At 45.2% G+C, this 17,739-nt stretch carries 30 protein-coding genes; all 30 read right to left on the bottom strand.

Annotated elements, in window-relative coordinates; all coding sequences use genetic code 11:
* Positions 1 to 123 precede the first annotated feature (123 nt).
* The 30 genes from infA to rpsL all read right to left on the bottom strand — a co-directional run bounded on the left by infA (position 124) and on the right by rpsL (position 17,730).
* Positions 124 to 339, bottom strand: a complete 216-nt coding sequence (gene infA, locus M3629_RS27330; RefSeq protein WP_017692098.1) for a translation initiation factor IF-1 — start codon at positions 337 to 339, stop codon at positions 124 to 126.
* Between the two features lie 3 nt (positions 340 to 342).
* Positions 343 to 651, bottom strand: a complete 309-nt coding sequence (locus M3629_RS27335; RefSeq protein ID WP_251512007.1) for a KOW domain-containing RNA-binding protein — start codon at positions 649 to 651, stop codon at positions 343 to 345.
* 10 nt (positions 652 to 661) lie between these two features.
* Positions 662 to 1,414, bottom strand: a complete 753-nt coding sequence (gene map / locus M3629_RS27340) for a type I methionyl aminopeptidase (RefSeq protein ID WP_090924664.1) — start codon at positions 1,412 to 1,414, stop codon at positions 662 to 664.
* A gap of 3 nt (positions 1,415 to 1,417) precedes the next feature.
* Positions 1,418 to 2,062, bottom strand: coding sequence for an adenylate kinase (locus M3629_RS27345; protein WP_251512034.1), 645 nt, complete (start codon positions 2,060 to 2,062; stop codon positions 1,418 to 1,420).
* Between the two features lie 90 nt (positions 2,063 to 2,152).
* On the bottom strand, positions 2,153 to 3,451 hold the full coding sequence (secY, locus tag M3629_RS27350; protein WP_090924666.1) for a preprotein translocase subunit SecY: 1,299 nt from the start codon (positions 3,449 to 3,451) through the stop codon (positions 2,153 to 2,155).
* Positions 3,451 to 3,891, bottom strand: coding sequence for a 50S ribosomal protein L15 (rplO, locus tag M3629_RS27355; protein ID WP_090924667.1), 441 nt, complete (start codon positions 3,889 to 3,891; stop codon positions 3,451 to 3,453). Before rplO ends, secY begins: the two co-directional genes overlap by 1 nt.
* 45 nt (positions 3,892 to 3,936) lie before the next feature.
* Entirely contained in the window at positions 3,937 to 4,122 is a 186-nt protein-coding gene (gene rpmD, locus M3629_RS27360; protein WP_090924668.1) for a 50S ribosomal protein L30, read from the bottom strand.
* Between the two features lie 12 nt (positions 4,123 to 4,134).
* Positions 4,135 to 4,632: a 30S ribosomal protein S5 gene (gene rpsE / locus M3629_RS27365; protein ID WP_024633574.1), complete on the bottom strand. Its 498-nt coding sequence runs from the start codon at positions 4,630 to 4,632 to the stop codon at positions 4,135 to 4,137.
* 27 nt (positions 4,633 to 4,659) lie between these two features.
* Positions 4,660 to 5,028, bottom strand: a complete 369-nt coding sequence (gene rplR / locus M3629_RS27370) for a 50S ribosomal protein L18 (protein ID WP_017692090.1) — start codon at positions 5,026 to 5,028, stop codon at positions 4,660 to 4,662.
* A 117-nt stretch (positions 5,029 to 5,145) separates the two neighbouring features.
* Complete coding sequence (gene rplF, locus M3629_RS27375; protein ID WP_090924669.1) at positions 5,146 to 5,688, bottom strand: 50S ribosomal protein L6; 543 nt, start codon at positions 5,686 to 5,688, stop codon at positions 5,146 to 5,148.
* Positions 5,689 to 5,718: 30 nt separating this feature from the next.
* Positions 5,719 to 6,117: a 30S ribosomal protein S8 gene (gene rpsH / locus M3629_RS27380; RefSeq protein ID WP_123067254.1), complete on the bottom strand. Its 399-nt coding sequence runs from the start codon at positions 6,115 to 6,117 to the stop codon at positions 5,719 to 5,721.
* A 32-nt stretch (positions 6,118 to 6,149) separates the two neighbouring features.
* Positions 6,150 to 6,335: a type Z 30S ribosomal protein S14 gene (locus tag M3629_RS27385; RefSeq protein ID WP_013312154.1), complete on the bottom strand. Its 186-nt coding sequence runs from the start codon at positions 6,333 to 6,335 to the stop codon at positions 6,150 to 6,152.
* 74 nt (positions 6,336 to 6,409) lie between these two features.
* Entirely contained in the window at positions 6,410 to 6,952 is a 543-nt protein-coding gene (gene rplE, locus M3629_RS27390; protein ID WP_111271027.1) for a 50S ribosomal protein L5, read from the bottom strand.
* Positions 6,953 to 6,984: 32 nt separating this feature from the next.
* Complete coding sequence (rplX, locus tag M3629_RS27395) at positions 6,985 to 7,338, bottom strand: 50S ribosomal protein L24 (RefSeq protein WP_090924672.1); 354 nt, start codon at positions 7,336 to 7,338, stop codon at positions 6,985 to 6,987.
* A gap of 41 nt (positions 7,339 to 7,379) precedes the next feature.
* Positions 7,380 to 7,748, bottom strand: a complete 369-nt coding sequence (rplN, locus tag M3629_RS27400; RefSeq protein WP_024633579.1) for a 50S ribosomal protein L14 — start codon at positions 7,746 to 7,748, stop codon at positions 7,380 to 7,382.
* Positions 7,749 to 7,784: 36 nt separating this feature from the next.
* Positions 7,785 to 8,051 (bottom strand): 30S ribosomal protein S17, encoded by a 267-nt coding sequence (gene rpsQ / locus M3629_RS27405; protein ID WP_056697701.1) that lies wholly within the window; start codon positions 8,049 to 8,051, stop codon positions 7,785 to 7,787.
* Between the two features lie 48 nt (positions 8,052 to 8,099).
* Positions 8,100 to 8,297, bottom strand: coding sequence for a 50S ribosomal protein L29 (rpmC, locus tag M3629_RS27410; protein ID WP_017692083.1), 198 nt, complete (start codon positions 8,295 to 8,297; stop codon positions 8,100 to 8,102).
* The gene (gene rplP / locus M3629_RS27415; protein WP_076292170.1) at positions 8,287 to 8,721 is read right to left on the bottom strand and encodes a 50S ribosomal protein L16; all 435 of its coding nucleotides are present in this window, start codon (positions 8,719 to 8,721) and stop codon (positions 8,287 to 8,289) included. Before rplP ends, rpmC begins: the two co-directional genes overlap by 11 nt.
* Positions 8,722 to 8,723: 2 nt before the next feature.
* Entirely contained in the window at positions 8,724 to 9,389 is a 666-nt protein-coding gene (rpsC, locus tag M3629_RS27420; RefSeq protein ID WP_110899283.1) for a 30S ribosomal protein S3, read from the bottom strand.
* Between the two features lie 15 nt (positions 9,390 to 9,404).
* The gene (gene rplV, locus M3629_RS27425) at positions 9,405 to 9,737 is read right to left on the bottom strand and encodes a 50S ribosomal protein L22 (RefSeq protein WP_090924674.1); all 333 of its coding nucleotides are present in this window, start codon (positions 9,735 to 9,737) and stop codon (positions 9,405 to 9,407) included.
* Between the two features lie 35 nt (positions 9,738 to 9,772).
* Positions 9,773 to 10,051 (bottom strand): 30S ribosomal protein S19, encoded by a 279-nt coding sequence (gene rpsS, locus M3629_RS27430; protein WP_056697694.1) that lies wholly within the window; start codon positions 10,049 to 10,051, stop codon positions 9,773 to 9,775.
* Positions 10,052 to 10,122: 71 nt separating this feature from the next.
* On the bottom strand, positions 10,123 to 10,953 hold the full coding sequence (rplB, locus tag M3629_RS27435; RefSeq protein ID WP_076292169.1) for a 50S ribosomal protein L2: 831 nt from the start codon (positions 10,951 to 10,953) through the stop codon (positions 10,123 to 10,125).
* Positions 10,954 to 10,984: 31 nt separating this feature from the next.
* Entirely contained in the window at positions 10,985 to 11,275 is a 291-nt protein-coding gene (gene rplW / locus M3629_RS27440) for a 50S ribosomal protein L23 (RefSeq protein ID WP_090924675.1), read from the bottom strand.
* Positions 11,275 to 11,898: a 50S ribosomal protein L4 gene (gene rplD, locus M3629_RS27445; RefSeq protein ID WP_110899280.1), complete on the bottom strand. Its 624-nt coding sequence runs from the start codon at positions 11,896 to 11,898 to the stop codon at positions 11,275 to 11,277. The genes rplW and rplD overlap by 1 nt, the downstream gene beginning before the upstream one ends.
* 25 nt (positions 11,899 to 11,923) lie before the next feature.
* Entirely contained in the window at positions 11,924 to 12,547 is a 624-nt protein-coding gene (rplC, locus tag M3629_RS27450) for a 50S ribosomal protein L3 (protein ID WP_251512056.1), read from the bottom strand.
* 47 nt (positions 12,548 to 12,594) lie between these two features.
* The gene (gene rpsJ, locus M3629_RS27455) at positions 12,595 to 12,903 is read right to left on the bottom strand and encodes a 30S ribosomal protein S10 (protein WP_017692074.1); all 309 of its coding nucleotides are present in this window, start codon (positions 12,901 to 12,903) and stop codon (positions 12,595 to 12,597) included.
* 433 nt (positions 12,904 to 13,336) lie between these two features.
* A complete protein-coding gene (gene tuf / locus M3629_RS27460) occupies positions 13,337 to 14,527 on the bottom strand; it encodes an elongation factor Tu (RefSeq protein ID WP_090924678.1) in 1,191 nt (396 codons plus the stop codon).
* Between the two features lie 96 nt (positions 14,528 to 14,623).
* Positions 14,624 to 16,702, bottom strand: coding sequence for an elongation factor G (gene fusA / locus M3629_RS27465; protein WP_251512058.1), 2,079 nt, complete (start codon positions 16,700 to 16,702; stop codon positions 14,624 to 14,626).
* 48 nt (positions 16,703 to 16,750) lie between these two features.
* The gene (rpsG, locus tag M3629_RS27470; RefSeq protein WP_007432586.1) at positions 16,751 to 17,221 is read right to left on the bottom strand and encodes a 30S ribosomal protein S7; all 471 of its coding nucleotides are present in this window, start codon (positions 17,219 to 17,221) and stop codon (positions 16,751 to 16,753) included.
* Positions 17,222 to 17,307: 86 nt separating this feature from the next.
* A complete protein-coding gene (gene rpsL, locus M3629_RS27475) occupies positions 17,308 to 17,730 on the bottom strand; it encodes a 30S ribosomal protein S12 (RefSeq protein WP_017692070.1) in 423 nt (140 codons plus the stop codon).
* Between the last annotated feature and the right edge of the window lie 9 nt (positions 17,731 to 17,739).

The following is a 17,739-nucleotide window of genomic DNA, read 5'->3' on the forward strand; positions in this document are numbered from 1 at the left end:
CAAAACCCTCTTCGTAAGCATTGACCTTGTTCTACTATTGTAAAACCGGCTTCGAAGCTTTCGCAAGTTTTGCCGGGCAAAACCCGCTTCATAAGCTTCACAGTTCATTGCAACTGTCTACTACTATTTACGGTAAGTTATACGACCTTTTGTTAGATCATAAGGCGATAACTGAACAACTACTTTGTCTCCAGTCAGGATACGGATGAAGTGCATCCGCAATTTTCCGGAAACGTGAGCGAGAATTTGATGACCATTCTCAAGCTCAACCTTGAACGTTGCATTCGGCAGCGGTTCAAGAACCGTGCCTTCCACTTCAATGACATCTTCCTTGGCCATTAGTCAGTCTCCTTTCTCTTCAGCTTGAATGTTGGTGGATTCCAGAAACGAATGAACCGCATAGCGGAGCTTCCCGTTTGTCACCCGACCACTCTCGTTTAAACTGTTTACAACCTCACTGCTAATCATCGGTTGAAGTTCAAGATGAAGAACATTCTTCTTCTTGGGTTGGTCAAACTTTCGTTTGTCTCCATCCGCGATATATACGAACCTATTGTCCTCTATAGCAACAATTACTGCGGCTTGGTCCGCATTGCGGCCTTTACGGATCTTCACAAGTTGACCGAGCTGCGGATTCGACGGATTGTTCATGCCTAATCACCTACGCATTCAGTTTTGTGAAAATTTCCATACCTTCAGGTGTAACTGCTACGGTGTGTTCAAAGTGGGCACATAACGATCCATCAGCCGTAACGACAGTCCAGTTATCTTCCAACGTTTTGACATACCGCCTACCTGCGTTAACCATTGGCTCAATAGCCAGCACCATACCAGCCTTTAACCTAGGCCCACGATCAGGGAGACCATAGTTCGGAATCGATGGTTCCTCGTGCAAATTCGCTCCAATGCCGTGACCGACATATTCACGAACGACGGAAAACCCTTCATCTTCAATATATTTCTGAATTGCATGAGATATTGTAAACAAGCGAACGTCTGGTTTTACCAGCGCTAGTCCTGCGTATAATGAAGCCTCGGTAACGTCCAGAAGACGACGAGCTTCTTCGGAAATACGGCCGACTGGATAGGTCCAGGCAGAATCTCCATGATACCCTTGGTACTGCGCGCCAATGTCAAACGTAACGATATCGCCCTCGTTCAACTTGCGTTTGCCGGGAAATCCATGTACCAACTCTTCATTCACTGAAGCGCACACACTGGCAGGGAAACCGTTATAACCTTTGAAAGACGGCACAGCTCCTTGACTGCGAATAAATTGATCAGCCATATGGTCAAGTTCACCAGTCGTAATACCGGGAACAATGTGTTCTTCCAAGAGACGATGCGTTTCCGCAACAATTCTCCCAGCTTCCCTCATCAAACCCAGTTCCGTTTCGGACTTACCAATGATCATCAATTAACCTCTCAACAAGGACACGATTTCTTGAGAAACTTGATCGATATCCTGCTCTCCGTCGATTTGACGAAGAAGGCCTTTAGTTTCGTAGAACGTGAGGAGTGGTGCTGTTTTGTTGATATATTCGTCTAAACGAGTGCCTACACTCTCTTCGTTATCATCAGAGCGCTGGTACAACTCGCCGCCGCATTTATCACAGATACCATCCTGCTTCGGTGGATTAAATACGACATGATACGTGGAACCACAGTTTTTACAAATACGACGACCCGTTAACCGAGCCAGCAATTTGTTGCGATCCACTTTCAGGTTGATCACATGATCAAGACCTGAGTTCAGTCGTCCCAAGATGCCATCCAGTGCCTCTGCCTGAGACAGGGTTCTTGGAAAACCATCCAAGAGGAATCCTTCCCTGCAGTCTGACTGTTGCAAACGTTCTTCAACGATGCCGATGGTTACATCATCTGGTACAAGTAATCCTTGATCCATATATTCCTTGGCTTTCAGGCCAATGGGAGTTCCCTGTTTAATCGCAAGACGAAATGCATCGCCTGTTGAAATATGGGGAATACCGAACTCTTTCACAATGACGTCTGCTTGCGTACCTTTTCCTGCCCCCGGAGGGCCCATGAATAGGATGTTCACGTTATGTCACTCCCTCCAAGACTACCCTACATCAACAAACAGCACAATAGGTGCCGGCAAGTAAATCTTTACTCAACCGGAACCTATTGCCTATTTATTGATAAAACCTTTGTAGTGGCGTTTGATCAATTGGCTTTCGATTTGCTTCATCGTATCCAGCGCAACACCGATAACGATCAGGAGGGATGTTCCTCCAATTTGCGCTGATTGAGGCAAACCAGAAAGTGCCCCTAAGAATACAGGCAGAACGGAAATGACTGCCAAGAAGATGGCTCCGGCCATTGTCAAACGAGTCATGACACGGGTCAGATATTTCTCGGTTGCTTTACCTGGGCGAATACCCGGAATGTAACCGCCGTTCTTTTTCATATTATCAGCCATCTGCTGTGGATTCATCTGTACAAAAGTATAGAAGAATGTGAATCCGAAGATCATCACGACATACAGCACCATACCAAGTGGTTTGTGTGTAGTCAAGTTTTGACCGATCCACTGTGCCCAACCATGATTAGCCCAGAAGTTGGCGATAATTGTTGGGAACATCAACAGCGATGATGCGAAGATGACAGGGATAACACCAGCTGCATTAATCTTCAGCGGGATATGTGTATTCTGTCCACCGTACATTTTGTTACCTACGACACGTTTTGCATACTGTACAGGAATCTTCCGAATCGCCTGTTGAATGTAAATGACCCCGATGATAATCAGCACGATGACAATCGCGATAATCACACCTTTAAGGATGTTCATGAACAATTGATCAGGTTGGATGAAGTCGGACTCGATCGTTTGTTTGATAATGTTAGGCACTGTTGACAGGATACCTGCAAAGATCAAAATCGAGATTCCGTTTCCGATGCCTTTCTCGGTGATCTGCTCACCAAGCCACATCAGGAATGACGTACCGGCCGTAAGTACAATCGCGATCAAGATATAATCAGCAAACGTAGCATTAGGGATCATGTCTGTATTGTACAAGCGGTTAAATCCGATCGACGTACCAAACGCTTGAATCAATGCCAGCCCGATCGTTAAGTAACGAGTCAGTTGTGCCGATTTCTTCTTACCTTGTTCACCTTGCTTTGCCCACTCCGCTAATTTAGGAATAACGTCCATGGAAAGCAACTGTACTATGATAGACGCAGTGATGTAAGGAACGATCCCGAGTGCAAATATCGAGAACTGGAATAGTGCTCCACCCGAGAACGTATTGAGAAGTCCAAAAACTTCTTTACCCGCAGAATTTGTCGCTTCGAACACATCTTTGTTTACACCTGGAACAGGAACAAAGGAGCCGATGCGGTAAATGATCAGTACAAAAAGGGTAAATAATACCCTTTTGCGCAGATCCTCAACCCGCCAGATATTCTTTAGGGTCTTGAACATTAAATCACCTCGGTTGTACCGCCGGCAGCTTCAATTTTCTCCACCGCAGATTGAGAAAACTTGTTAGCTTTAACAGTCAGCTTCACAGTGACTTCACCGTTACCCAGGACTTTGATTCCGGATTTAGCGTTTTTAACAACGCCGTTCGTCATCAAGAATTCTGGAGTTACTTCAGTACCCGCAGGCAAACTATTCAGGTCTTCGATATTAACAACTGCATATTCTTTGCGAGTTGGGTTTACGAAACCGCGTTTTGGCAAGCGACGATACAATGGATTTTGTCCACCTTCGAAGCCTGGACGCACACCACCGCCAGAACGAGCGTTTTGTCCTTTATGACCGCGACCTGATGTTTTACCCGTACCACTACTTGGACCGCGACCAACACGTTTGCGTTCTTTACGCGATCCAGGAGATGGTGAAAGCTCATGTAACTTCATCGTTCGTTGCACCTCCTTAAAGATTTGTGGGTGTATACCCGTTTATTAAGCTTCTACTTCTTTGACAGCTACCAAGTGACTTACTTTGTTAATCATACCACGGATGGCAGGATTATCGTTTTGGATCACTTTGCTGTTGATTTTGCGCAATCCCAATGTTTTCACAGTTGTTCTTTGCGTCTCCGGACGTCCGATCAAGCTACGGACGAGGGTAATTTCTAATTTAGCCATGAGAATTCCCTCCTAACCCAGAAGCTCTTCGACGGATTTTCCGCGCAGTTTAGCCACGTCTTCAGCACGCTTCAAACGGGACAAACCTTCCAAAGTCGCATTGACCATGTTCATGGAATTCGAAGAACCCAGAGATTTTGTCAAAATGTCACCTACACCAGCAAGTTCGAGAACCGCACGTACAGGACCACCAGCGATAACACCAGTACCTTCAGATGCTGGTTTCAACAGAACGCGTCCTGCGCCGAACTTACCTGTTACCAAGTGAGGAATCGATGTTCCTACGAGTGGAACGTGTACAAGGTTTTTCTTAGCATCTTCAATACCTTTGCGAATTGCATCAGGTACTTCGCCCGCTTTACCGATACCCGCTCCAACCCAGCCGTTGCCGTCGCCGACTACAACCAGTGCGCTAAAGCTGAAACGGCGTCCGCCTTTTACTACCTTAGCTACGCGATTAATGTTTACTACTCTTTCAGACAGTTCCAAAGTATTCGGATCTACACGCAAGTCGTTAACCTCCTTTTGAAAAATATCTTAAAACTCAAGTCCTGCTTCACGAGCCGCTTCAGCCAAAGCTGCAATACGACCATGATACAGATATCCGCTACGGTCAAATACGATATTGGAAACACCTTTATCTTTTGCACGTTTAGCAACGAGTTCGCCAACTTTACGAGCAGATTCAACAGATGCACCATTTTTGATGTCAGTGCTCAATTCTTTGTCTACAGTAGACGCGGAAGCAATTGTTACACCAGCTACATCATCGATGATTTGAGCGTACATATGTTTACCAGAACGGAAAACGTTCAAACGAGGACGTGCAGCCGTTCCTTGGATTTTCTTACGAACACGAAGGTGTCTTTTCAGACGAGCCTTGTTTTTATCTGGTTTCGTAATCATCTCAGGGATTCACTCCTTTCAGGTTACCTCGCTGGCTTCAAAGCAGAAGCCACGGGGTATATTAGAAACACACGAAGCAAGCGAGCCGAAAGCCGCGAAAAGGCGGTAAGAGAAATCTTATTTCTTCTTACCGGCTTTACCTTCCTTACGGATGATACGCTCGCCTTCATATTTAATACCTTTACCTTTGTACGGCTCAGGTTCACGAACGGAACGAATTTTAGCAGCGTAAGCACCTACGCGCTCTTTATCGATACCGCGAACGATGATTTTTGTGTTCGAAGGTACTTCGAACTCAATTCCCGCTTCCGGTGTGATTTCAACCGGGTGAGAGTAACCAACGTTCAGAACGATTTTATCTCCGGATTTGCTTGCACGATATCCGACCCCAACCAGCTCCAGAGATTTAGCGAATCCTTCAGTTACGCCACTTACCATATTGCTGACAACGCTACGCGTTGTGCCGTGCAAAGAACGGTGAGTTTTGTTATCGGAAGGACGCACAACTGTAATTTCGTTGTTTTCAACTGTAACCTTCATGTCTTTGTGAAGTTCACGAGTCAAAGTTCCTTTTGGTCCTTTTACCGTAATAACGGTGTTGTCCAAAGTGATGTCTACACCACTTGGTACTGTAATTGGTTTGCGACCAATACGAGACATGTGTTGCACCTCCTATCTTGTGACGTTATATTACCAAACGTAGCAAACGACTTCTCCGCCGGATTTCGATTGACGAGCTTCTTTGTCCGTCATAACACCTTTGGATGTCGAGATGATCGCGATTCCCAGGCCACCAAGTACACGAGGTACTTCATTGCTTTTCGTGTAAACACGAAGACCAGGTTTACTGATTCTTTTCAGACCAGTGATAACGCGTTCGTTATTTTGACCGTATTTCAAGAAAACACGGATAATCCCTTGTTTGTTATCTTCGATAAATTCAGCATCACGGATGAAACCTTCGCGCTTCAAGATATCGGCGATTTGTTTTTTCATTGTCGAAGCAGGCATTTCTACCGTTTCGTGACGAACAGTGTTCGCGTTACGAATACGAGTAAGCATATCTGCAATTGGATCAGACATAGTCATTGTGAGTTAACCTCCTTCCCGTTCAGGACTTTTTACCAGCTTGCTTTTTTCACGCCAGGAATCTGGCCTTTATAAGCTAATTCACGGAAGCAAATTCTGCAAATTTTGAACTTTTGCAGTACCGAATGTGGACGACCGCAACGCTCACAGCGTGTATAAGCACGTACTTTAAACTTTGGTGTACGTTGTTGTTTAACTTTCATCGAAGTTTTTGCCACTTTAGCCTGACACCTCCTAAATAATTTCGGAGAAAAGGGAGTCTTTCCAGACACCCGGAACGTTTATGCCAACATTATTTAACGAAAGGCATTCCCAGTTGCGTAAGCAATTCGCGGGACTCTTCGTCTGTTTTCGCCGTTGTTACGATGACAATATCCATACCGCGGACTTTGTCTACTTTATCATACTCGATCTCTGGGAAGATCAATTGCTCTTTCAGACCCAGAGTGTAGTTACCACGACCATCGAACGCTTTGCTCGATACACCGCGGAAGTCACGTACACGTGGAAGTGTTACGTTGAACAATTTATCGAGGAAGTAGTACATACGCTCGCCGCGCAATGTAACTTTCACACCGATAGGCATGTTCTCACGCAGTTTGAAACCTGCGATTGATTTTTTTGCACGAGTGATTACAGGTTTTTGACCTGCGATCAATTGCAAATCGTTTACTGCGGAATCCAACACTTTGGAGTTTTGGACAGCGTCGCCCACACCCATGTTGATAACGATTTTCTCGATTTTCGGCACTTGCATTACCGTTGTATAGTTAAACTTCTGCATCAAAGCAGGAGCGATTTCTTGCAGGTAACGTTCTTTCATTCTTGATGCCATGAATCATAGCCCTCCTTTCTCATTCGGTTCAATTAGTCGATAATTTCTCCGGAACGTTTTGCAACGCGCACTTTTTTACCGTTATCCAACACTTTGTAACCGATACGGGTTACTTTTCCGCTCTTTGGATCGATGTGCATCACGTTGGAAACGTGAATCGGAGCTTCCTTCTCGATAATGCCGCCTTGCGGATTTTGCTGGTTAGGCTTCTGGTGTTTTTTCACCATGTTAACACCTTCCACAAGGACGCGGTTTTCACGAGGATAAGCAGCGATGACACGGCCTTTTTTACCTTTGTCTTTACCGCTGATCACCATAACCGTATCTTCCTTTTTAACGTGAAGTTTGTTGTTATGGGATTCCAGAACTTTTTTCACTCTTGGCATTTCGTACACCTCCTGTTTCTAAACATCACGAGCTTAATCTATTAGATAACCTCTGGGGCCAAGGAAACGATTTTCATGAAATCTTTCTCGCGAAGTTCACGAGCAACAGGTCCGAAAATACGTGTTCCGCGCGGGCTTCTGTCGTCTTTTACAACAACAGCTGCATTTTCATCAAAACCGATGTAGGAACCGTCTTTACGACGTACAGAACGTTTAGTACGAACGACAACCGCTCTAACTACATCACCTTTTTTGACAACGCCGCCTGGTGTTGCTTGTTTTACAGAACAAACGATCAGATCACCGATTTGAGCTGTACGACGTCCCGTACCGCCGAGTACGCGGATACACATCAGTTCCTTCGCACCGGAGTTGTCGGCTACAGTCAAACGTGTAAATGGTTGAATCATTTAGTATTCCTCCTTCCAGCTATGCTGATCATGCAATTAGATGATAACCGCTTTTTCAACGACTTCAGTAAGTCTCCAGCGTTTATCTTTCGAAAGCGGACGAGTCTCCATGATTTTCACCGTGTCACCGATTTTCGCAGTGTTTTCTTCGTCATGCGCTTTGAACTTTTTAGTAACCTTAATGCGTTTATGATACAATTTGTGGTTTTTGTAGGTTTCTACAGCAACAACAATCGTTTTGTCCATTTTATCACTGACAACTTTACCAGTTTGAACTTTACGTGCATTACGCTCTTCGCTCATTGTTGGCCTCCTTCCTGATTACAGACGGAATGTATATCCGACCTCTAATTAACCGATTCCCAGTTCTCTTTCACGGATGATGGTTTTAGCACGAGCTATTTCTTTCCGCACATCACGGATTCGAGTCGGGTTATCCAGCTGACCGGTAGCGAGTTGAAAGCGGAGGTTAAAGAGTTCTTCTTTAAATCCGGCAATCTTTTGCTCGATTTCAGCTGAGGTTAGGTTGCGAAATTCACTAGCTTTCATTTGCTTCACCACCCAATTCTTCACGTTTCACGAACTTCGTTTTGATCGGCAGTTTGTGAGCGGCAAGACGCATCGCTTCGCGTGCAATATCCTCCGGTACACCAGCAAGTTCAAACATGATCTTACCTGGTTTCACTACTGCAACCCATTTTTCTACGTTACCTTTACCGCTACCCATCCGAACCTCGAGAGGCTTTTGAGTGATTGGTTTGTCAGGGAAAATTTTGATCCAGACTTTACCACCACGTTTGATGTAACGAGTCATCGCAATACGAGCCGCTTCGATTTGACGGTTCGTAATCCAAGCCGGTTCCGTAGCTTGCAGACCGTATTCGCCAAAGTTCAGCGTAGTTCCGCCTTTTGCTTGGCCTTTCATATGTCCGCGTTGTTGCTTACGGTGTTTTACGCGTTTTGGTACCAACATGATTAGTTGCCTCCTTCCTTAGCAGCTTGTTTCTTAGCCGTAGGAAGAACCTCTCCACGATAGATCCATACTTTTACGCCGATACGTCCGTAAGTAGTATGTGCCTCTGCTGTACCATAGTCGATGTCAGCACGCAGTGTGTGCAGTGGAACAGTTCCTTCGCTGTAGCCTTCAGAACGTGCAATCTCAGCACCGCCAAGACGTCCGCCTACTTGAGTTTTAATACCTTTAGCACCGGAGCGCATAGTTCTTTGAATAGCTTGTTTCAACGCACGACGGAAAGAAACACGACGTTCCAATTGTTGTGCAATGCTTTCTGCTACGAGGATTGCGTCCAGGTCTTGGTTCTTAATTTCAGAGATGTTGATGTGTACTTTTTTACCGCCAGCAATTTTCGTAATTTGGTTACGAAGATTTTCAACTTCAGATCCACCTTTACCGATTACCATACCTGGCTTCGCAGTGTGAATCGTTACGTTTACGCGGTTAGCCGCTCTCTCAATTTCTACACGAGATACAGCGGAGTCTTTCAATTTATTTTTCAGGAATTCACGAATTTTCACGTCTTCCATCAAAAGATCGCCGAAGTCTTTGCCTGCATACCACTTAGATTCCCAGTCACGGATAACTCCGACACGAAGTCCGACTGGATTTACCTTTTGGCCCACACGTTTTCCCTCCTTCTACTTTTCAGATACCACCAAAGTAATGTGGCTAGTACGTTTGTTAATACGACTTGCACGTCCCATTGCACGAGGGCGGAAACGTTTCATCGTTGGTCCTTGGTTTACGTAAGCTTGTGAGATCACCAAGTTATTAACATCCAAAGAATAATTGTGCTCCGCATTCGCAATAGCGGAGTTAAGCAACTTCTCAACAACTGGAGAAGCGGATTTCGGAGTGTGACGGAGAATGGCAACCGCCTCACCTACTTGCTTGCCGCGAATCAAGTCAACAACGAGTTGAACTTTACGAGGAGCAATCCGGATAAACTTAGCATGTGCTTTTGCTTCCATTGTGTAACCTCCTCTCAAACATTAGAGATGTTCATTTATCTTCTTGTTTTCTTGTCATCATCAGTATGGCCTTTGTACGTACGGGTTGGAGCGAACTCACCCAGTTTGTGTCCGACCATGTCCTCAGTTACATACACTGGCACGTGTTTACGACCGTCGTAAACGCCAAATGTGTGTCCGATGAATTGTGGGAAAATTGTAGAGCGACGGGACCAGGTTTTGATAACATTCTTCTTGCCTGATGCTTCCATCTCTTCTACCTTCTTGAGCATGTAGCCATCAATGAATGGCCCTTTTTTCAAACTGCGACTCATGTGGAGATCCTCCCTTCAAACATAGCTTTTATGCATCCGTAGATGCCTCACGAAGTTATGCACAATGTGTATTACTTCGTGCGGCGACGGATGATGTATTTATCAGAAGCTTTATTTTTCTTACGCGTTTTGTAACCAAGAGTAGGTTTACCCCATGGTGACATTGGCGATTTACGTCCGATTGGAGCACGACCTTCACCACCACCGTGAGGGTGATCGTTAGGGTTCATTACCACACCACGAACCTCAGGACGTTGACCCAACCAACGGCTACGACCGGCTTTACCGATTTTGATAAGCTCGTGGTCTTGGTTACCAACGGATCCGATTGTTGCGCGGCAAACTTTCAAAATACGACGAACTTCTCCGGAAGAGAGACGAACAGAAACGTATTTTTCTTCTTTACCAAGCAATTGAGCTTCTGTACCAGCAGCACGAACCAATTGTCCGCCCTTACCTGGTTTTAACTCAATATTGTGGATAACGGTACCTACTGGAATGTTTTCAAGTGGTAGTGCGTTACCGATTTTGATATCTGCGTCAGGACCAGAGAATACTTGATCTCCAACTTTCAGACCTTTAGGAGCGATGATGTAACGTTTCTCACCATCAGCATAGTGAATCAATGCAATGTTGGAAGTACGGTTCGGGTCATACTCGATTGTAGCAACGCGGCCCGGTATTCCATCTTTAGTACGTTTGAAGTCGATGATACGGTATTTACGTTTGTGTCCACCACCGTGGTGACGAACTGTAATTTTACCTTGGTTGTTGCGGCCTGCTTGTTTGCTCAGTGGGGCCAACAACGATTTCTCCGGCTTATCTGTGGTAATTTCCTCAAATGTAGAAACGGACATATTCCGTCTTGCCGGGGATGTTGGTTTATACTTTTTGATTGGCACTAGTTTTCCCTCCTTACTTCAAAGATTTCAATTATACAGTTTCAAAGAACTCAAGCGATTTGCTATCTTGCGTCAGTGTTACAAACGCTTTTTTCCATTCACTTGTGTATCCGGAATAACGTCCGTACCGTTTCGGTTTAGCTGGAACACGAAGTGTGTTCACGTTTTTCACTTTTACGCCGAAAATAGCTTCAACCGCTTTTTTGATCTCGGTTTTGTTTGCACGGATATCGACTTCAAATACATATTTCAAGTCGTTCATCATGTCAGCAGTACGTTCCGTAATAATCGGACGTTTTACAATATCACGAGGATCCTTCATTACGCGAGCACCTCCTCTACCTTCTGAACTGCTTCTTTCGTAATGATCAGTTTGTCGTGCCCAAGCACGTCAAGAACATTAATGCCGTCAGCAGCTACGAATTTCACGCCAGGAATATTCCGTGCGGAAAGAGCTACATTATCATCATAGCTAGGTGCTACGATCAAAGCTTTGCGACCTACTTTGAGGTTATTCAAAATAGCAGCAAATTCTTTAGTTTTCGGTGAGCTCAATGTCAGAGCATCCAAAACGATAATGTCATTGTCTTGCACTTTAGATGAAAGGGCAGATTTGATCGCCAGACGGCGAACTTTCTTAGGCAGTTTGTATGCATAGCTCCGTGGAGTCGGACCAAATACGATACCGCCGCCTTTCCATTGTGGAGAACGAATCGAACCTTGACGAGCGCGACCTGTACCTTTTTGTTTCCAAGGCTTACGTCCACCGCCACGTACTTCAGAACGTCCTTTTACTTTGTGGGTACCTTGACGAAGGGAAGCGCGTTGCATAAGAACCGCATCGTACAGAACGTGTTGATTCGGCTCAATACCGAATACCGCATCATTCAGTTCAACTTCACCCACTTGGCTACCATCTACATTGTAAACTGATACTTTTGGCATTTTGTGTTCCTCCTTTCTTCAGTGGTTATTTTTTCACCGTTTCTTTGACTTTTACAAGACTGTTCTTCGGTCCAGGAATGGAACCTTTCACGAGGATAACATTACGTTCAGCGTCTACTTTAACAACTTCAAGACGTTGAATCGTAACACTATCATGTCCCATGTGTCCTGGCAGGCGTTTGCCTTTAGGAACGCGGTTAGCTTGGATCGAACCCATCGAACCTGGGCCACGGTGGTAACGCGAACCGTGTGACATAGGTCCAGTACTTTGTCCCCAACGTTTGATAACGCCGGCAAAACCTTTACCTTTAGAAACACCTGTTACGTCAACGAACTCGCCTTCAGCGAAAATGTCAGCTTTCAATTCTTGGCCAACTTCATATTCCGCGATGTTGATGCCGCGAAGCTCACGAACGTAGCGCTTAGGTGCAGTATTCGCTTTTTTAGCGTGTCCTGCTTCTGGCTTGTTAGCATTTTTCTCTTTCTTATCGGAGAAACCGATTTGAACTGCTTCGTAGCCATCGTTCTCAATATCTTTCTTTTGCAAAACAACACAAGGACCTGCTTCGATAACCGTCACTGGAACTACGTTACCTTCAGCGGTAAACACTTGAGTCATTCCAAGTTTTTTTCCTAAGATACCTTTCATGTTGACACCTCTTTTCCTTTATACGTGGTCTTGTTTGTTGCTATATATTACAATTTAATTTCGATATCTACACCGGACGGTAAATCCAAGCGCATCAAGGCATCCACAGTTTGTGGAGTCGGGTTAACGATATCGATCAAACGCTTATGTGTGCGTTGTTCGAATTGCTCCCGAGAATCCTTGTACTTGTGCACCGCACGAAGAATAGTAATGATTTGTTTTTCAGTAGGAAGCGGAATCGGACCGGATACACCTGCACCCGAACGTTTTGCTGTTTCAACGATTTTCTCCGCGGATTGATCAAGAATTCTGTGGTCGTAAGCTTTCAAACGAATACGAATTTTTTGCTTTGCCATTTTAGTCCCTCCTTCTATCGCCCAATTTTTTATCGGACATACTCCGTGAAAATTTTCTAACCACTCTCCCATGGCAAAGGGGCCGGGTGTGTCAGTAACCTCTCACATCATCGCAACGTCACAAGAACAACATTCATTATTATATAGAAAAGATGGGCATATTGCAAGCATATTTAAAAAAAACATTTAAATTGATCTTTTCAAAAGAATCGGCTCAATTTATCTCAATGTTTTTCCTCATATCCAGGTTGCCTAACCTATCAATCTATAAGATGAATCTTGTTCATTTTAAATGACGCAGGTTCCGAAACGTTGACATAATAAAAGAGTTCTTTATCCGATGTCGGATAAAGAACTCTTCCGAAGCTTCGTTACAATACAATGTTACTCGTTCCAGTACACTGTTGCTTATACTCATTTGGCAAAAGCCAAATTATTTTTGGATTGTTGCTACGGAACCCGCACCAACTGTACGTCCACCTTCACGAATAGAGAACTTAGTTCCTTCTTCGATCGCGATTGGAGAGATCAGTTGAACAGTAACCGTGATGTTGTCACCAGGCATTACCATTTCAGTACCTTCTGGCAAGTTGATGATACCAGTTACGTCAGTTGTACGGAAGTAGAACTGTGGACGGTATCCAGTGAAGAAAGGCTTGTGACGGCCACCCTCTTCTTTAGTCAAAACGTAGATTTGTGCAGTGAATTCTGTGTGTGGTTTAACAGATGCTGGTTTAGCAAGTACTTGACCACGCTCGATTTGAGTACGGTCAACACCACGCAACAATGCACCGATGTTGTCACCCGCTTGTGCGGAATCCAACAATTTACGGAACATCTCAACGCCCGTAACTACGGATTTTTTAGTTTCTTCAGTGATACCAACGATCTCGATCTCTTCGCCGACTTTAACAGTACCACGCTCTACACGACCTGTAGCAACGGTACCACGACCAGTGATGGAGAATACGTCCTCGACAGGCATCAAGAAAGGCTTGTCAGTTTGACGCTCAGGCAGTGGGATGTAAGTGTCGATTTCTTTGAACATCTCAACGATTTTTTGAGCCCACTCACCATCAGGGTTTTGCAGAGCTTCACGAGCGGATCCACGAGTGATTGGAGTGTCATCACCTGGGAACTCGTATTCGTTAAGAAGGTCGCGAACTTCCATCTCAACCAGTTCCAACAACTCTTCGTCTTCAACCATGTCACATTTGTTCAAGAAAACAACAATGTAAGGTACGCCTACTTGACGGGAGAGCAAGATGTGCTCACGAGTTTGTGGCATTGGGCCGTCAGCTGCGGATACTACCAAGATAGCTCCGTCCATTTGTGCCGCGCCAGTGATCATGTTTTTAACATAGTCGGCGTGACCTGGGCAGTCTACGTGAGCGTAGTGACGAGTGTCAGTTTCGTACTCAACGTGTGCTGTGGAGATAGTGATACCGCGCTCGCGCTCTTCTGGAGCTTTGTCGATTTGGTCGAATGCTACAGCAGCACCACCGTAAGTTTTAGACAATACAGTTGTGATTGCAGCAGTCAGAGTTGTTTTACCATGGTCGACGTGACCAATAGTACCAATGTTAACGTGTGGTTTATTACGTTCGTATTTAGCCTTTGCCATTTGAACGTGGCCTCCTTAAAATTTATAATTTTATGTTTTTCACTGAATGCGGTGCTTCAAACTAGGTTTCAAGCACAAGCATTCAGTGTGAGAAAACTACTCGGTGCCTTTTGTTTTGGCAACGATCTCTTCAGCGATGCTCTTAGGAACTTCTTCATAGTGAGAGAGTTCCATGGAGAACACGCCGCGTCCTTGAGTACCGGAACGAAGAGTTGTAGAGTAACCAAACATCTCAGAGAGAGGTACCTTAGCACGAATGATTTGAGCCCCACTACGGGAATCCATACCTTCGATGCGGCCACGACGGGAGTTCAACATACCCATTACGTCACCCATATACTCTTCTGGAACAGTTACTTCTACTTTCATGATAGGCTCAAGCAGAACTGGACTACATTTGTCTTTCGCTGCTTTCAGCGCCATAGATCCGGCAATTTTAAATGCCATCTCGTTGGAATCGACATCATGGTAAGATCCGTCTACGATAGTAGCCTTAACGTCTACAAGCGGGAAGCCTGCAATAACGCCGTTTTTCATTTGCTCTTCAATCCCTGACAGTGCAGGTTGAATGTACTCTCTTGGAACGGAACCACCGACAACCTTACTTTCGAACTGGCTGCCTGTACCCGGCTCGAGAGGTTCGAATTCAACCCATACGTGACCGTATTGACCACGACCACCGGATTGACGTACGAATTTACCTTCAACGCGCGCTGGAGCACGGAATGTTTCGCGGTAAGCTACTTGTGGTTTACCCACAGTAGTTTCAACCTTGAACTCACGACGCATACGGTCGATGATGATATCAAGGTGAAGCTCACCCATACCTGCCAAGATTGTTTGACCTGTTTCTTCGTCAGTATGAGCACGAAGAGTTGGATCCTCTTCCGTCAATTTGCCGAGAGCCACACCCATTTTATCTTGGTCAGCTTTGGTTTTAGGTTCAACAGCGATTTCAATTACCGGATCAGGGAAGTTCATGGATTCCAGGATAACCGGGTGTTTCTCATCACATAGTGTATCACCTGTACCTGTATCTTTCAAACCAACAGCTGCTGCGATATCACCAGAGTAAACTTCAGTGATTTCTTGACGGCTGTTTGCGTGCATTTGAAGGATACGACCGATACGCTCACGTTTGTTTTTAGTTGCATTCAATACATAAGATCCGGATTGAAGTACGCCGGAGTATACGCGGAAGAATGTCAATTTACCAACGTAAGGGTCAGTCATGATTTTAAAGGCCAATGCAGAGAATGGCTCTTCATCGGAAGACTTACGAACTGCCTCAGTTCCATCCTCAAGGAGACCCTTGATTGCTGGAACGTCAACTGGAGCTGGCAAGTAGTCGATAACAGCATCCAACATCAGTTGAACACCTTTGTTACGGTATGAGGAGCCACAGATAACTGGGAAGATCTTAACATCTACAACACCTTTACGGAGAGCGGATTTAATCTCATCAATAGTGATTTCTTCGCCTTCCAGGTATTTCATTGTCAATTCTTCATCAAGTTCTGCAACACGCTCAATCAATTCGTTGCGAAGTTCTTCAACCTGCTCAACGAATTCCGCAGGAATATCGGTTTCTTCGATATCTTGTCCCAGGTCATCTTTGTACATATGAGCCCGTTGTGCAACGATATCAATGATACCTTTGAAATCATTCTCAGCACCGATTGGAAGTTGAATCGCAACAGCGTTCGCTTGAAGGCGTTCACGCATGTCAGATACAACATTCAAGAAGTCAGCACCGATGATATCCATTTTGTTTACGTATGCGATACGAGGTACGCCGTACTTATCAGCCTGTCTCCATACAGTTTCAGACTGAGGCTCAACGCCTTCTTTCGCACTGAATACACCTACTGCTCCGTCCAATACACGAAGGGAACGTTCAACTTCAACAGTGAAGTCAACGTGTCCCGGGGTATCAATGATATTAACGCGGTGACCTTTCCAAGCAGCGGTAGTCGCAGCGGAAGTAATCGTAATTCCGCGCTCCTGTTCCTGTTCCATCCAGTCCATTGTCGCAGCGCCTTCGTGAACTTCACCGATTTTGTGCGTACGTCCTGTGTAAAACAAGATCCGCTCAGTTGTCGTGGTTTTACCCGCATCAATATGAGCCATGATCCCGATATTACGTGTATTTTTCAAGGAGAACTCTCTAGCCATGAAATGGGTCTCCCTTCAAAATTGAAGTTTATTTTTGTGAACTGAATCCTACCAACGGTAGTGAGCAAACGCTTTGTTCGCTTCAGCCATTTTGTGCGTGTCTTCACGTTTCTTAACGGAAGCGCCTGTGTTGTTGGAAGCGTCGATGATCTCAGCCGCCAAACGCTCTTCCATTGTTTTCTCACCGCGGTTGCGGGAGTAGTTCACGAGCCAACGTAATCCCAAAGAAGTACGTCTCTCTGGTTTTACCTCGATTGGTACTTGGTAGTTGGCACCGCCGACACGGCGAGCTTTAACTTCCAGGACTGGCATGATATTCTTGATTGCTGCTTCAAATACTTCCATCGGGTCATTACCCGTACGTTCTTGGATCAACTTGAACGCATTATACAGAATGCTTTGAGCAACACCGCGTTTTCCGTCGAGCATGATGCGGTTGATCAAACGAGTAACCAACTTGGAGTTGTATACCGGATCTGGCAACACGTCTCTTTTCGTAACTGGACCTTTGCGTGGCATGGATATCCCCCTTTCTTTCTTGTTCAGCAGTTCCTGCACCTTCTAGGCCTAAGCCAGAAGGCTTTCAGGCAATCCGCTTATCATAATTAGGCTTTTTTAGCTTTTGGACGTTTCGCACCGTATTTAGAACGAGCTTGCATACGGTTGTTAACACCTGCAGTATCGAGAGCTCCACGAACGATGTGATAACGAACCCCTGCAAGGTCTTTTACTTTACCTCCGCGGATCAATACCACACTGTGCTCTTGAAGGTTATGTCCGATTCCCGGGATATAAGCAGTTACCTCGAGACGGTTCGTCAAACGAACACGGGCATATTTACGAAGTGCAGAGTTCGGTTTACGAGGTGTCATTGTACCTACACGAGTGCAGACACCACGTTTTTGTGGGGCACTGATGTTAGTGGATTCACGTTTCAAAGCGTTGAATCCTTTTTGCAAAGCTGGTGATTTTGACTTCTCAACTTTAGCTTGACGTCCTTTACGAACCAGTTGGTTAATAGTTGGCATGTGATTGCC

The organism is Paenibacillus polysaccharolyticus (assembly GCF_023714295.1).
GTDB classification, from domain to species: Bacteria; Bacillota; Bacilli; order Paenibacillales; family Paenibacillaceae; genus Paenibacillus; species Paenibacillus polysaccharolyticus_A.